The sequence below is a fragment of the Campylobacter concisus genome, assembly GCF_003049705.1.
GTDB classification, from domain to species: domain Bacteria; phylum Campylobacterota; class Campylobacteria; order Campylobacterales; family Campylobacteraceae; genus Campylobacter_A; species Campylobacter_A concisus_AR.
Genome location: NZ_PIRF01000005.1, coordinates 121,807 through 136,701, shown reverse-complemented (window position 1 = coordinate 136,701; position 14,895 = coordinate 121,807). Strand labels below are relative to the sequence as shown.

Genomic DNA, 14,895 nt, shown 5'->3' with positions numbered 1-14,895 from the left:
GAGTAGATAGCAATGGCAAACTAACTAAACCTGAATATGCTGAAATTTATGATGAAGTAGATAGAAATAAAAATACACTTAAATCAAGATTATTTAATGGTGAGTGGAATATATGTGCAGGTATATTAGGAGATAGACGATCATTTTCTTCGGCTACTGTATTAAATAACTCTGGCTTTAAGACAAGAGCTAGACAAGCAGTATTTTTAGCGGCCCAACTAGGAGAATTAGATGCTTTAAAAGTGCTAGCTAGATACTTTTCTTCTTCATCTTATATATCAGGCTCAAATAAAGACTTACAAACAAAAATAAAATTTGAAAAATTGTTTAAAAACCCTCCACTAGATGAATATGGCATGATGCCTTATCTAGATGAAATAGTAGGTAATTACTTTGTGATGGATTTTAATAGGGACGGAGTAGCATTTGATCCAGAAGGAACAACACATAAATTTTTAAGAGAACTCGTAGAAGATAAAGGTAAATTACTAGACCCTAGAGACCTTGATGCAAACGAGACTACAAGAGAAGAATTTATGTCTTACTTAAAAGCTGAAATGCCTCATTTTACAACTAGATTTGATAAAAAAGGGTTTCCAAACAAAATGACAGATAGAGACATAGATCTCTATATCGACTCCACCCTCCTAGAATCAAAAATAATGTCCCTAACTCCACCTGAGGGCTATCCTAATGCACCATACTATAACACACCTGAAGAGCTAACAAGACTATATGAAGCAGGTAAATTAGACAAAAAGCTAAATCCACTAACACCAGTAATGTATAGAGAAAGTTTTCCTGAAGATCTTAGAGCTAAGATACTAAGCTATGCCAAAGAGCATAATATAAAGGATTAAAGAATAAATTTAATATCTATGGCTCCAAACGGAGCCAAATATAAATAAAAGACATAGGCATCTCTATGATAACCGGCCTAATAGAACTTTATAAAACCTCATATGAAAAACTAGAAGAAAACTATAAAGAGATAATGTATGTAAGCAATATATTTATTGCACTATTAACTTAAAAAAATAAATTAATTTTAAGAGATAATTAGACCTTTTTATAAGAAAAATCGCAAATAGCGTTCTATACAAATTTTGATAAAGAATTTCAATATATTTTAATATCAAAATGAGCTAAATTTTGAAAAAATTAAAGCATATTTTTAAACTTGCTTTTAACTTTTTTGTTATAATATCCCATTAAAAATAAAAAGGATATTTTTTATCCTAATTAAGGTTTTTAAATTTGAGAGTATATTTAGATAATAACGCTACAACAATGGTTGATCCTGAAGCTTTTGAGCTTATGAAACCATATTTTTGTGAAAAATACGGCAATCCAAATTCACTTCATAAATTTGGCTCTGAAACACATCCAGCTTTAAGAACAGCGCTAGATCAACTCTACACCGGACTAAACGCAAAAGATAGCGATGATATCGTTGTTACCTCATGTGCAACTGAGAGCAACAACTGGGTAGTAAAAGGCATCTACTTTGACAAAATAGCAACTGGCGAGAAAAAGCGTATCGTAACAACTGCAGTTGAGCATCCAGCTATTTTGGCGACTTGTAAATTTTTAGAAAAATATGGCGTAGAGCTTACTATTTTAGATGTAAATAACGATGGCATAGTCACACCAGAACAACTAAGAGCTGTAATGGATGAGAATGTAGCACTTGTTTCTATAATGAGTGCAAATAACGAAACCGGCATGATCTTTCCTGTAAAAGAGCTTGCTAGTATCGCTCATGAATATGGAGCTTTATTCCACACGGATGCGGTTCAAGCAGTTGGTAAGATAAAGATAAATGTTCAAGACCTTGACGTTGATTTTTTAAGCTTTTCTGCGCATAAATTTCATGGACCAAAGGGTGTTGGAGCACTATTTATAAAAAATAGTATGCCGCTAAGTAGCTTGCTTCATGGTGGCGAGCACATGGGTGGACGCAGAAGTGGCACGCTCGATGTTCCTGGCATCATCGGCATGGGTAAAGCACTTGAACTGGCAAATAAATTTATGGATTATGAGCACTCTCATGTTCGCCGTTTGCGTGATAAGCTTGAAGATGCAATTTTAAAAATTCCTGACGTTAGCGTTGTAGGAAAAAAAGAACAACGTGTGCCAAATACCATTTTGGCTTCTATAAAAGGCGTTGAAGGCGAAGCTATACTTTGGGATCTAAACAAAGCTGGCATCGCAGCTTCAACTGGCTCAGCATGTGCAAGTGAAACATTAGAGAGTAACCCAATAATGGAGGCCATAGGGGCAGATAAAGAGCTGGCTCACACCGCACTTAGACTATCTCTTTCTAGATTTAATACAGAAGAAGAGATTGATTATGCGATCGAGCATATAACAAAAGCGGTAAATAGACTAAGAGGTATCTCTAGTACATTTGCCTACGCCCCAGAATGGCATAAGAGTGGATTATAAAATTTAAAGGAAATAAACATGGCAAAGAATAATTTGATCGGAGGCTCTATCTGGGATGAGTATTCTAAGGTAGTGCAAGATAGGATGAATAATCCTAAATTTATGGGAGAGATAACCGAAGAAGATGCTAAAAAGGCAAACGCAAAGCTTATTGTGGCTGACTTTGGTGCAGAAAGCTGCGGTGATGCGGTTAGGCTATACTGGCTTGTTGATGAAAAGACAGACAAAATAATAGATGCTAAATTTAAAAGCTTTGGCTGTGGCACAGCGATAGCTAGCTCTGATACGATGGCTGAGCTTTGTATTGGCAAAACGGTCGATGAAGCTGTCAAGATAACAAATTTAGATGTTGAAAGAGCTATGCGTGACAACCCAGAAACACCGGCTGTCCCGCCTCAAAAGATGCACTGCTCAGTTATGGCGTATGACGTTATCAAAGCAGCAGCCGCAAGCTATAAAGGCATAGACCCAGAGCATTTTGAAGATGAGATCATCGTTTGCGAGTGCGCTAGGGTAAGCCTTGGTACGATTAAAGAAGTGATAAGACTAAATGACCTTCACACAGTAGAGGAGATCACGCAATACACCAAAGCTGGTGCGTTTTGCAAGTCTTGCGTAAAGCCTGGTGGCCATGAAAAAAGAGAATATTATTTGGTGGATATTTTGCGTGATACTAGGGCTGAGATGGAGCGTGAGAAGATCGAAGCTCAGGCAAATGCCCAAGCAAATCACACTTTAGGCGACATTAGCTTTGAAAATATGACGATGGTAGGGCAGTTAAAAGCGGTAGAGTCTGTCATAGATAAAGAAATTCGCCCAATGCTCGAGATGGATGGCGGAAATTTAGAAATTTTAGATATCAGAAATGATAACGGAGAAAATACTGATATTTATATCCGCTATCTTGGTGCTTGCTCAGGCTGTGCAAGTGGCTCAACTGGCACTCTTTACGCGATTGAAAATGTCTTGCAAGAGAGCTTAAGCCCAAAAATTAGGGTTATGCCTATTTGATTTTATTGACTAGCCCTTGTGGGCTAGTTTTTATTCTCTTAAAAATTTTAAAATTTCACTTCTAATTTGATCCAAATCACCCACGAATTTTTTTTCAAACTGCGAGCGATTAAAGGTTCGCTGACGTTTTGCTAACTGAGCCGTATGCGTAGCTATGAGCTCTTCAAGCTCGTTTTTAGAAATTTCTTTATCTAAAAATTGCTTGCACTCTTTTAAACCTATTGATTTTAGGGGTTTTGGCTCACTTTTGTATTTATTAAACAAAAATTTCGCCTCATCTATGAGCCCAGCTTCAAGCATGCCTTTTGTTCTTTTCTTGATACGTTCTCTAAGCTCATCTTTATCCCATAAAATTTCAAAGATCGCTAGCTCTTTTATGATGCTCTCTTTAGTATTTTCTCTTAGCCAAATGCTTGGGATTTGGCTACTAAATTTATAAATTTGATACCACTTTTCGAGGCGATAAGAGTCGTTTTGGCTAAATTTGCTTGCAAACTCAGGATCGATTTTTATAGCTAGCTCATAAATTTCTTGATTGCTTAAATTTAGCTCACATTTTGGCACATCTGGTGCAAGTCCGCTAAGCATTGATTTTAGATAAAAGCCACTACCTCCTGTAATGATGAGCGGGCAGTCTTGTAAGTGCGCAAATTCCTTTGCATTCTTATAAATTTCGAAAAATGCCCCAACGCTAAATTCTTCATCAGGATAAATTTCATCTACACCAAAGTGCTTTATAGTTTCAAGCTGTTCTTTATTTGGCTTTGCACTGGCGATATCTATCTCTTTATAAAGTGCAAGCGAATCAAGACTTAAGATGACGCCATTAAGCTCCTTTGCAAGCTCAAATGCAAGATCGCTTTTGCCGCTTGCTGTGGTGCCAATTATTGCAAATTCTTTAAACAAGTCTAGCCCTCGTAAAACGAGCTAAAGAGTAAAATTTCATCATTTTCCTCGTTGTTTTTACCATCTTTTATAAGACTTGCCAAAACACCGGCAAAATACGGAGCAAAGCTAAGTTCATTTAGTCCATAAGCTTGGTTATAGATCAAGTTACTATATATGTTATCGCGTCCAAGAGCTGGCTTATCGTTTGAGCTAAGAAGCACGTAGTTTGCCCTAAAACTAGGCTCTTTTAGCTCGCTTATGCCAAGATGTATCTTTAGCTCATTTAAAAATGCATTAATTTTTTCAGTTTTAACAAGCGTATCGATAGCGCCGACTTGTAAATTTGTAATAATCGTAACGCCATTTTTAGTAGAATAAATTTTGGCAAATAGATCATTTAAAATGATTGGTTTTTCAGGGATTTGCCCTTCATTCAGACTAAGATCAATAGTGTAAAATTTAGCCAAGATCGCATTTAAGCTCGTGCCTAGCTTATTTGAAAGCTCTAAATTTTTTGAAGCGATCACAAAGTTATCGGCTTCATATTCGCCGTTATTGCCGGTAGCTTTTTGCACTATTTGCCCCTGCGTTTTTAGCTCGTAAATTTCATCATTTATAAATTTTGCCCCAAGAGAATTTAGCTCATTTATCAAAGCTTTTTTGAGCTCATTTGTATCAATGCTTGCGTTGTTGGCTAAATTTATAGCGCCTTTTATGTTTTTATTTATTAGCCCAAAATTTGCAAGCTCTTTATCTACGCTTAAAATTTCTTGCTCGCTATGGGCAACCTTTGTCTCATCAAGCCTTTTTTTAAAGCTTTCGTCATTGCTAAAAAGTAGATAAACGCCGCTCTCATCGAAATTTATCTGCGGATATTTGTTGTTTAAATCTCTTAAAATTTCAAAGCTTTTCTTACCAAATTTTGAAAACAAAATTTGCATCTTTTTGTCGTGAGCTTTGGTTGATTTAAGTATAAAATTTGTCATCCAAGCTCTAAAATTTTCATTTAAGCAAATACTTATATCAAGCTCGCTTTTTTTGCTAACTAGCCCCATAAACGAGCTAGATATCGCTCCATCTTTTGCAAGAGCGTGTGTACCAAAGGGTGCTAAAATTCCATTTGTAAAATCATCTTTTTGGCTGCTAATAATTAAAATTTCTTCACCTTTTTTAGCTAATTCGTAAGCCGTAAATAACGCACTAAAACTATCTCCAATAATCGCTACTTTGCCCATAATAACCCTTTGTTTTAAATTAATCTTGTAATGATAATATAAATTCAAATTTAAAGCAAAATGGTGTAAAATCAACCATTTTTAAAGAAAATGGAAATTTATCAAATGATAGAAAAATTAAAAATTATCGCTGAACTTATCGTTTTTAAGCATTCTGTTTTTGCTTTGCCTTTTATTTTTGTTGCGATGATAGTTGCTAGCAAGATAGAAAGTGGCTCGGCTTGGTTTGGCTTTAAACTACTTATTTTAGGTACTTTTTGCGCTGTTAGTGCTAGAAATTTTGCTATGGCTTTTAATAGATACAAAGATGAAGATATCGATAAGCTAAATCCGCGAACTGCAAGCCGTCCAAGCGTTGATGGTCGTATCGGTAGGAGCAATATGCAGCTTTTTATAGTGGCAAATGCGTTTATTTTTATCGCATGCGCTTATTTTATAAATTCGCTCGCATTTTGGCTAAGTTTTCCTATTTTAGCTATTCTTGGCGGATATTCGCTGTTTAAGCGCTTTAGCGAGCTAGCACACTTGGTGCTTGGCCTTAGCCTAGGTCTTGCTCCCATCGCTGGCGTGGTCGCAGTGAGTGCTGCTATACCGCTTTGGAGCGTATTACTTTGCCTTGGTGTGACATTTTGGGTAGCTGGATTTGACTTGCTTTACTCACTTCAGGATATGAAATTTGATAAAGAAAACAAGCTCTTTAGCATACCAGCTATTTACGGCGACAAGGCTACACTTTTTTTATCAGCCATTTTTCATGCTTTAGCTTTTATATTTTGGCTACTTTTTGCTTGGGCGGCTGGACTTGGAGCGATGGCATTTTTTGGAATTTTAGTAAGTGGCGTTATTTTATTTTTTGAGCATAGGATCGTAAGACGCGACTTTAGCAAGATAGATAGAGCATTTTTTACATTAAATGGCTATTTGGGAATTTTATTTTTTATCTTTGTTTGGATTAGCGTATTATGAGTGAGATTAAGCTGTTTAAAGCACCTCTTGATATGGAATTTGAGTCTGATAAAGATGGGAGCGAGAAATTTAAAAGAGAGTTTGACTCCATCTTGCCGGGCGAAGAGGATGCGCTTGGGGCTTGGCTAAAACGAGCTAAATCACGTGGCGAAACCAAAGAGAGCGATCAAGTTTTATTAACTTTGCTGATCGAGCTTCATAGAAAAGTTGATGCGCTGAGTGATTATATTAAAAATGAACATAAGCAATATTTGCCACTAAAAGAGAGAGTGAGTATCGAAGAAATAGGCTTTACACACATCAAAATAAGCGAAGAAAAATTTATAAAAGATGAAATTTACTACGCAAGGATTGCTATGCCTATCTTTCCAAAGAGAAATTTGAGTCTTTATTTAAGAGCTATTAGTGAAAATTTAGCAAAGATAGAAAATATGCACGAAGAGGATGAAGCCGACTGGAACGCTTACGTAACAGCTAGAGAGCGTGTAATGATAAGAGAAATGAGAGCGAATTCGTAAAGGAAAAATATGGAAATTTATATTTTTTTAGGCTTTGGTATCGTTTTGGCGATAATAGTAGCTTTAATGTTGATAAAAGATAGTGAGACAAATAAGAAATTTGCGAGATTTGAGCGAGCGATAGAAAGCGTTATGCAAGAAAATTTCAATCTAAAAAAGCAAATTTCAATGCTTGAGGGCGAGGCGTTTAAAAATAGTGAACAATATGAGCCACTTAAAAAACAGATAAAAGAAAATATTGATTTGCAAATAAATGAGAAAATTGTGCCAATAATTCGTGCTATTAAGAGCATCGAGCGAGTAATTGATGATTTTGCAACAGAGCAAAAAGATAGAATTGTTAGTCTTGAAGAGCGAACAAGAGATATTAATAAAATCGCACCAAGTGTCATCAATGAAGAAGAACAAATTCTAAAAATGTTTAAAGATGGAAAAAGTGCAGCAATGATCGCAAAAGACCTTCATGTTGGAATGGGGCGAGTCGAGTTTGTGCTTAAATTTCATAAATTAGCCTAAATTTGCAGGCTAATTTTAAAAAGACAAATCTACTCTTAAACTACAAAAATTGGCTTAAATTTTTATTTTGATTTAAATCTTTTAACATATAATTGAAAAAATTATAAAAAGCTCTAACCAAGCTTAAGAAGGTGCTTTATGCTAATCGATAAATATGGTCGGGTTGTTGATTATTTAAGGATTTCTGTAACACAGCGTTGCAACTTTAGGTGTAGGTATTGTATGCCTACAACGCCATTTAGCTGGACGCCAAGAGAGAATTTATTAACTTTTGAAGAGCTATTTTTATTTGTAAAAGTGGCTATCGATGAAGGCATAAAAAAGATAAGAATCACTGGCGGCGAACCGCTTGTACGTAAGGATTTGGACGTTTTTATAAAGATGATAAGTGATTATAATCCAGATATCGATCTAGCGCTTACTACAAATGGCTATATGCTTTCACACTTTGCCAAAAGGCTAAAAGACGCTGGACTAAAACGCATAAATATGTCACTTGATACACTAAATGAGCAAAAGGCTAAATTTATCGCACAAAAAAGCGTTTTACACGAAGTTTTAGCTGGCTTTGAATCAGCTCATGATGCTGGATTAAAGGTAAAAATCAACACTGTCGCACTAAAAGGTGTAAATGATGATGAGCTTATAAATTTGCTCGAGTTTGCTAAATTTAGAGATTCTCAGATCAGATTTATTGAGTATATGGAAAATTCACACGCTAAAGATGATCTAAAAGGGCTAAGTAGCGATGAAATTTTAAAAATCATCTCACAAAAATATAATGTCACGAAAGATGGAAAACTACCAAATGCGCCTGCGTCTATTTATAGGCTTGATGATGGTTATAAATTTGGGATCATTGATCCGCATAAGCACGACTTTTGCGAGAGTTGCAACCGTATCAGGCTAAGTGCTGAAGGACTTTTGATACCTTGCCTTTACTTTGAAGAAGCTCTTAGCATCAAAAAAGCGGTTGAAAAAGGTGATATCGTAGCTGCAAGTGAAATTTTAAGGCAAGTGCTAGCAAACAAACCAAAAGAGAACAAATGGGCGATAGGTGCTAACAATGAAACCTCTTCGCGTGCCTTTTATCAAACTGGTGGTTGATGAGCAAAGAGCTAGAGCTAGTTGAAGCGTTTTTAAGCATTCAAGGCGAGGGAGCTTACCAAGGCAGACTCGCCATATTTTTACGCTTTTTAGGCTGCAACTTAAACTGCTCTGGCTTTGGCGTGCAAACAAAATCTTTAAAAACTGGCGAAAGCTTACTAGGATGTGATAGCATAAGGGCTGTTTTTAAAGGGCATTTTAATTATAAAATTTACAGTGTAGATGAAATTTTAGGCATAGTTGACAACCTATGCAAAGGCTTAATGCAAAAACCGATCATTGTTTTAACCGGTGGCGAGCCGCTCATCTGGCATGAAAATGAAAATTTTATAAATTTGGTAAAGAAATTGCTTGAAGATTATGAAGTGCATTTTGAGACAAATGGCACTATCTTAATTAATTTTGCTAAATATGAAATTTATAAAAAATGCCACTTTGCACTTGGTGTAAAGCTAGTAAATAGCGGAGTTAGCGAGCAAAAACGCATAAATTTAGATGCTATTTTGGCTATTAAAAATAATGCAAGAAGCAGCTTTTTAAAATTTGTCCTCTCGCACTTTGACAAAAGCGAGTTGGACGAGATTATAAATATAAAAAATAGAGTGGATTTGCCAGTTTGGTGTATGGCAATAGGAGCAAATAGAGCTGAGCTAAACGAAAATGCTTTAAAAACAGCAGAATTTGCCATAAAGCATGGATTTAATTATTCAGAGCGTATCCACATCAGGCTTTGGGGCGATAAAGAAGGTGTTTGATGATTATTAGAAAGCTTTTTAGATTTGAAAATGCACATATTGTGAGATTTTGTAGCTCAAAGCGTTGTAGGACTAGCATCCACGGGCACAGCTATGTGGCTGAAATTTTACTTAGCTCAAATTTTCTTGATAACGCCGGCATGGTTTATGATTTTGGCTTGATGAAGCAAAATATAAAAACGATCATCGATAGTTTTGATCACGCTACAACAATATTTTCAGGCGATAATGACGAGTATAAAAATGATCTAAAAAAGCACTCGGCAAGATGGATCGAGATTCCGCTAAATCCAAGTGCAGAGCAGTTTTGCCGCATATTTTTTGTACTAATAGAAAGACTGCTTGAACTTAGCGTGATGAATAACGGTGAGCGTGAAGTGAAGCTTCATAGCATTATCGTGCATGAGACTGATACAGGCTATGCACAGTGCTTTAAAGAGGACTCCGTAAATGCGCAAATGGGCGAGATAAAGCTAGATGAGATCAAATTTTCAGACGCTATCATAGAAGAGTGGGAAGATAAAAATTTATTCGAGAAGATGAAAAATAGGTTAAAAATAGAAATTCCAAAGGACGTTTGATGAAAAAAATTATAACTTCTTTTTTATTTATAGCTGGTCTATTTGCGGGTTGTGGAGATAAAGATGAGGCTAAAAACGATGTTAGCGAGCCAGTACCGAGTGACGTGACTATAGCTCAACCAGACGCAAATGTCACAATCGATGAACAACTCCCACCTGAGCCAGTCGTCGAAGAGAACGAGTCTCCTAAAGATAAGAAATGAACGAACATCTCTCCTCGCTTTTTGCATACACTTTGCCTTTTCATGTGATATTTTTTTATGCACTAGTTGCCTGTAATATACTTTATTTAATACTTACTCAGTTTAGTAGCAATAGTAAAAACTATGTACTTCGTATAAGATATTTTTTACCGATTTATCATATGCTACTTAGTTTTCTTGTGCTAACCGGACTTATTTTATGGGCGTATTACGGATATGAGTTTAAATTTAATGCCATAAAAATGTTAATTATCTTAATAATTTTAATCGCACTTAGTGCCATAGGTTTTAAAAGATTAAAAATTTATGCAGCTAATGGCGATTTAGAAAAATTTAAAAAATTTGCCCTTATTAAGGGATTTTGTGATCTTGTTTTAGTTGTAGTTGCAGGGATTTAGATGAAATTTTTATATGATAAAAATGCAGGTAATGAAAGCTTAAAGATAGTAAATGAAGCTTTTTTGCACCTAAAAGCTAGAAGAATGCAAGCTGGTGAGCGAATAAGTGTTAGAAATTTACGAGACTTTAAAGAGTATATTTATGAAATTGATGAGATTGATAGGCGAAGTGCGAGCTTAAGTCTTGTCTTTGCCAGCTCAAATGGCGAGCAAAAATTCGACTTTACGATCGCTTGGGCTATCGTCGATCCAAAGACGATAGAAAAGACATTGCCATTTTTAAATGAACTTGGCGTTGGTAAAATAGCTTTTGTCTATACTAAATTTTCTCAAGCAAATTTTAAGATAGATATTGAAAGGCTAAACTACATAAATGCTCTCTCTTGCGAGCAGTGCGGACGAACTTCATTAATGGAGTTTGAAATTTATAAAAATTTGGACGAGCTAATGAGCGTTTATAAAAATGTCTCAGCTATAAATTTTGGTGGTAAAAGCTTAAATGAAAAAAAAGATGACGAGCTTTTAATAATCGGTCCAGAGGGTGGATTTAGTGAGGAAGAGACGGCTAAATTTAAAAATAGCTACGGCCTAAATACAAAAAATATCTTAAGATCACAGACCGCGGTTATATCAGTAGCGGCAAAATTCCTAGCTTAATTTATTTGATTTTTAGATTTCTTTTTATATAATCAGCAACTTTTAATGTAGATAATTAGCCCAAAAATAATAAAGGAAAAATGATGAAAAAAGATATCCATCCAGAATACGTAGATTGCACTGTAACTTGTGCTTGCGGAAACACTTTTAAAACAAAGTCAAACAAAAGCGAGATCAGAATTGACATTTGCGACAAGTGCCACCCATTTTTCACAGGCAGCGAAAAGATAGTTGACAGTGCTGGCCGTGTTGAGAAATTTAAGAAAAAATACGCTCAAAAATAAGCCTTGCTCTACTTTATTCCTACTCCAATAGGAAATTTAGAAGATATCTCGCTTCGTGCGATTAGAATTTTGCGTGAATGCGAGATAGCCATCTGCGAAGATACAAGAGTTTGCAAAAGCCTTGTAAATCTGCTAAACGAACGCTTTGATGCGGGTATAAATATCTCAAAATTTATCCCACTTCACACTCATAACGAAGATGACTTTTTCATAAATTTAAGTGATGATTTTTTTAGCAAAAATGTGGCCTATATGAGTGATGCTGGCATGCCAGGTATCAGCGATCCTGGAGTAAGTCTAGTAAGATATGCTCAAACAAATAACATTGAATATGAAATTTTAAGCGGAGCAAACGCCGCACTTTTAAGCGTAGTCGCAAGCGGGCTTTGCGATAAAGAATTTGTTTTCTTAGGCTTTTTACCAAATACTGGCAGAGACAGAGCTTTAGCTATACAAAATGCTCTAAATTTAGCTTATCCGGCCGTTATTTACGAAAGCCCAAAACGCATACTAGGCTTAGTACAAAGCATCGCAAATCTAGAGCCTGAGAGAGAAATTTTTGCCATAAAAGAGGCCACTAAAAAATTTGAGACTAAATTTAAAGAAAAGGCTCAAAATTTAGTTCAAATTTTAGAAAAAGCAAATTTAAGTGGAGAGTGGGTGGTTGTCATCTCAAAGAGTGACAAAACAGCCACTCAAAATATTACAAAAGATGAGATACTTTCGCTTGATCTTGCTCCAAAAGTAAAAGCAAAATTGCTTAACAAAATAACTGGAGAAGATGTAAAAAAGATATATGATGAACTTACGAAAGCTTAAATTATGGGCTATGAAACTACTAAGTGATACTAAACGAAAGTGTAAAATTTACTCTAGTTACATACAAAAATAAGTTAAATTTTAATTGACTTTAGCTACCATAAGTTACCATGATAATATACGGAAAACAACTATTTTTACATATTTTGAACAAGCGACCACAGATATTAGAAGAGATATATCTCTCAAAAGAGTGTGACAAAAAACTCTTCTCTAAAATTTGTGGCACAGGCAAAAAAATCATCCGCGTGGATAATCAAAAAGCACAGTCTTTAGCTCGCGGTGGAAACCATCAAGGTTTTTTAGCGAATGTTAGTGAGTTTGAATTTTCAGACATTGCTGAGCTTAAAAAGCTAAATTTTATCGTTATTCTTTATGGTATAAGCGATGTTGGCAATATCGGTGCTATCGCTAGAAGTGCTTATGCTCTAGGCTGCGAAGGTCTTGTGATAGTGGCAAAAAGTATAAATATGCAAGGCGTTTTAAGATCAAGTAGTGGCGCTGCTTATGAGATACCAATAGCGATTTTTGAAGACGGGCTTAGTTTGTTAAATGAACTAAAGCAATTTGGTTTTAAAATTTATGCAACAGCAAGTAATGGCAAAAACGTAAAAGAGATGAGGTTTGCTGGTAAAAGAGCTTTGGTGATGGGCTCAGAGGGCGAAGGCATACCGCAAAAGGCTCTAGCAAAGTGTGATGAGTGTATTGGTATAAAGTTAAAAGAGGGCTGGGACTCCTTAAATGTAAGTGCAGCTTTTGCAATAATTTGTGACAGGATGATAGATGAATGAATTAGAGAATTTAAAAGAGATAGGTATAAAGGAAATTTCACGTAAAACGCATATTGAGCCTACATTTTTACAATATATTTTTGATAAAAATTTTGAAAAATTATCACGTTTAAACATTAGAGGCTATGCCAAGATTTTGCAACGTGAATATGATGTTGATTTGAGCGAATTGCTCGCTGAATATGATGCCTTTATGCAAGAAAATACCCCTGATGAGAGTCACAAAACTAAAGTTACTCCAAAAATTTCTTCTTACACTCCAAAAGATATTACTATGCAAAGACAAAGCGGTAGCGGCGGTGTTGGATTTTTATTTTGGCTTATCATTTTAGCTATTATCGCTGGCGTGGCATATCATTTTGATGCTTACAAATATATCGAGAATTTTTTATCGTTTTTAAATGATGAGAATAAAAGCGTGAGCTATTCGCAGTCAAGCATAGTAAATGAGGTGAAGAAAAATATCATCGATACAAATATCACCATCTCTCAAAATAGCCCTAAAATAGAAGCAAATGTATCAAGTGTGAAAATTTCAGCTCCAGTTGAGCAAAATGTGACAACAAGTCCTGCAAACATGGAGCAAAATGCTGTGAAGCCAAGCATGGCAGCTCAGTCAGCTCCTAAGATAGAGCAAAACATTACAAAGCCACTAAATGAGGCGGTTATTACACCAAAACAACGTGTCTGGATAGGCATCATTAACCTTGAAAATGGTCAAAAAGTATCAAACGACACAAGTAAAAGTATAAATATAAATTTAGACCAAAGGCAGCTCGTAGTTTGTGGAAATGGCAACATTGAGCTAAAGATCGGCGATAAGGTGACAAAATACAATCCAAGCCGCCCAGCTAGATTTTTAGTAGAAAATGGAGAGATGAAATTTGTGAGCTATGATGAGTTTGTAGAACTTAACAAGGGTAAATCTTGGTAAGAAAAATAGCGATTTTCACCGCTTTTAGTGTATTTGCCTATGCTTTTAGCTTACAAACTAGCGCAAGTGCTTTAAGCAATGTTGAAAATGTGCAAATTTCTTTAGAAAATTTAGACCAAAATGGCTCGCTCAATGTCAGTGAGCTAGTATCAAGATTAAAACAAAGCTCAAGTTACGATAGCATTTCATTTGGTTCAAATAGTTTGAATTTAAAATTTATAAGCGAGCAAAAAGTTCCTTCTACATTATTTGTAAAATCAATAAATTCAACTCTAGATGATGCCAACATAAGTATTTCAAGGATAAATTCCCTAAAAAATGGAGATCAAATTTCTTATGGGATTTCGACCATAAAAAATGGAGGAATAGATCCAAGTTTATTAAGCTTAGCACTTAGTCAAAGCGGTTTTAAAATTTTAGGATTTGATAGAGTTGATGGTAATTTAGAGATATTTTTAGATGCTCAGAATATGATTCTTAAGGCTACAAAGGTAAATTTTGACGAAGAGACGCCACTTTTAAAAAGCGGTGGTACTTATTTTGTTGATGTTGAGGGTGCAAGTAGTCTGGATATCGCGTCAAAAGAGTCAAATAGATGGATGCCACTTGTTAGAATTTATGATAAAAATTTAAATCAGATTGACTCTATAAAAGAGGAGCAAGCAAAAACCGCCGTTTCTATAAAATTAGCAATAGGCGCAAAATACGCATTAATTAGCGATAATGTTGATATAAATAATATAAAAAATGAGATAATTATCAAGCTTATAAAATAGGAGTAAGC

General features: G+C 35.3%; 18 protein-coding genes and 1 pseudogene. 17 read left to right on the top strand and 2 right to left on the bottom strand.

From position 1 onward, the window contains the following. The 3 genes and pseudogenes from CVT05_RS06935 to CVT05_RS06925 all read left to right on the top strand — a co-directional run. Positions 1-860 (top strand): annotated as a pseudogene (locus CVT05_RS06935) (thioredoxin reductase); the annotation flags it as partial. Between the two features lie 397 nt (positions 861-1,257). Continuing rightward, positions 1,258-2,448 carry a NifS family cysteine desulfurase gene (locus CVT05_RS06930; RefSeq protein ID WP_107698274.1) on the top strand — a complete coding sequence of 397 codons (1,191 nt, stop codon included), beginning with the start codon at positions 1,258-1,260 and terminating at the stop codon, positions 2,446-2,448. A gap of 18 nt (positions 2,449-2,466) precedes the next feature. Beyond that, positions 2,467-3,459 carry an iron-sulfur cluster assembly scaffold protein gene (locus CVT05_RS06925; protein WP_084109229.1) on the top strand — a complete coding sequence of 331 codons (993 nt, stop codon included), beginning with the start codon at positions 2,467-2,469 and terminating at the stop codon, positions 3,457-3,459. Between the two features lie 30 nt (positions 3,460-3,489). Here CVT05_RS06925 and miaA read toward each other — a convergent pair whose 3' ends face one another. Next, the gene (gene miaA / locus CVT05_RS06920; protein ID WP_107698273.1) at positions 3,490-4,365 is read right to left on the bottom strand and encodes a tRNA (adenosine(37)-N6)-dimethylallyltransferase MiaA; all 876 of its coding nucleotides are present in this window, start codon (positions 4,363-4,365) and stop codon (positions 3,490-3,492) included. Between the two features lie 2 nt (positions 4,366-4,367). After that, complete coding sequence (locus tag CVT05_RS06915) at positions 4,368-5,582, bottom strand: FAD-dependent oxidoreductase (RefSeq protein WP_107698272.1); 1,215 nt, start codon at positions 5,580-5,582, stop codon at positions 4,368-4,370. Positions 5,583-5,687: 105 nt separating this feature from the next. Here CVT05_RS06915 and mqnP point away from each other — a divergent pair, with 105 nt between their 5' ends. The 14 genes from mqnP to CVT05_RS06845 all read left to right on the top strand — a co-directional run bounded on the left by mqnP (position 5,688) and on the right by CVT05_RS06845 (position 14,887). Then, positions 5,688-6,548 carry a menaquinone biosynthesis prenyltransferase MqnP gene (gene mqnP, locus CVT05_RS06910; RefSeq protein WP_107698271.1) on the top strand — a complete coding sequence of 287 codons (861 nt, stop codon included), beginning with the start codon at positions 5,688-5,690 and terminating at the stop codon, positions 6,546-6,548. Beyond that, entirely contained in the window at positions 6,545-7,066 is a 522-nt protein-coding gene (locus tag CVT05_RS06905) for a hypothetical protein (protein WP_087578263.1), read from the top strand. Before mqnP ends, CVT05_RS06905 begins: the two co-directional genes overlap by 4 nt. Positions 7,067-7,075: 9 nt before the next feature. Further along, a complete protein-coding gene (locus CVT05_RS06900) occupies positions 7,076-7,582 on the top strand; it encodes a DUF6115 domain-containing protein (protein WP_021091068.1) in 507 nt (168 codons plus the stop codon). 138 nt (positions 7,583-7,720) lie between these two features. Continuing rightward, the gene (moaA, locus tag CVT05_RS06895) at positions 7,721-8,689 is read left to right on the top strand and encodes a GTP 3',8-cyclase MoaA (RefSeq protein WP_107698270.1); all 969 of its coding nucleotides are present in this window, start codon (positions 7,721-7,723) and stop codon (positions 8,687-8,689) included. Continuing rightward, entirely contained in the window at positions 8,689-9,444 is a 756-nt protein-coding gene (locus CVT05_RS06890) for a 7-carboxy-7-deazaguanine synthase QueE (RefSeq protein ID WP_103628325.1), read from the top strand. Before moaA ends, CVT05_RS06890 begins: the two co-directional genes overlap by 1 nt. Then, positions 9,444-10,025 carry a 6-pyruvoyl trahydropterin synthase family protein gene (locus CVT05_RS06885; protein WP_103628324.1) on the top strand — a complete coding sequence of 194 codons (582 nt, stop codon included), beginning with the start codon at positions 9,444-9,446 and terminating at the stop codon, positions 10,023-10,025. The genes CVT05_RS06890 and CVT05_RS06885 overlap by 1 nt, the downstream gene beginning before the upstream one ends. Continuing rightward, a complete protein-coding gene (locus CVT05_RS06880; RefSeq protein WP_107698269.1) occupies positions 10,025-10,228 on the top strand; it encodes a hypothetical protein in 204 nt (67 codons plus the stop codon). The genes CVT05_RS06885 and CVT05_RS06880 overlap by 1 nt, the downstream gene beginning before the upstream one ends. Further along, positions 10,225-10,626, top strand: coding sequence for a hypothetical protein (locus CVT05_RS06875; RefSeq protein ID WP_085657889.1), 402 nt, complete (start codon positions 10,225-10,227; stop codon positions 10,624-10,626). Before CVT05_RS06880 ends, CVT05_RS06875 begins: the two co-directional genes overlap by 4 nt. Continuing rightward, positions 10,627-11,283, top strand: a complete 657-nt coding sequence (locus tag CVT05_RS06870) for a 16S rRNA (uracil(1498)-N(3))-methyltransferase (RefSeq protein ID WP_107698268.1) — start codon at positions 10,627-10,629, stop codon at positions 11,281-11,283. Between the two features lie 83 nt (positions 11,284-11,366). After that, entirely contained in the window at positions 11,367-11,567 is a 201-nt protein-coding gene (rpmE, locus tag CVT05_RS06865) for a 50S ribosomal protein L31 (RefSeq protein ID WP_002942443.1), read from the top strand. A gap of 3 nt (positions 11,568-11,570) precedes the next feature. After that, a complete protein-coding gene (rsmI, locus tag CVT05_RS06860) occupies positions 11,571-12,386 on the top strand; it encodes a 16S rRNA (cytidine(1402)-2'-O)-methyltransferase (protein ID WP_107698267.1) in 816 nt (271 codons plus the stop codon). 110 nt (positions 12,387-12,496) lie between these two features. After that, entirely contained in the window at positions 12,497-13,177 is a 681-nt protein-coding gene (gene rlmB / locus CVT05_RS06855; protein WP_107698266.1) for a 23S rRNA (guanosine(2251)-2'-O)-methyltransferase RlmB, read from the top strand. Next, entirely contained in the window at positions 13,170-14,111 is a 942-nt protein-coding gene (locus CVT05_RS06850) for a phosphatidylglycerophosphate synthase (RefSeq protein ID WP_107698265.1), read from the top strand. The genes rlmB and CVT05_RS06850 overlap by 8 nt, the downstream gene beginning before the upstream one ends. Further along, positions 14,105-14,887, top strand: coding sequence for a hypothetical protein (locus CVT05_RS06845; protein ID WP_107698264.1), 783 nt, complete (start codon positions 14,105-14,107; stop codon positions 14,885-14,887). Before CVT05_RS06850 ends, CVT05_RS06845 begins: the two co-directional genes overlap by 7 nt. The last annotated feature ends 8 nt before the right edge of the window (positions 14,888-14,895 follow it).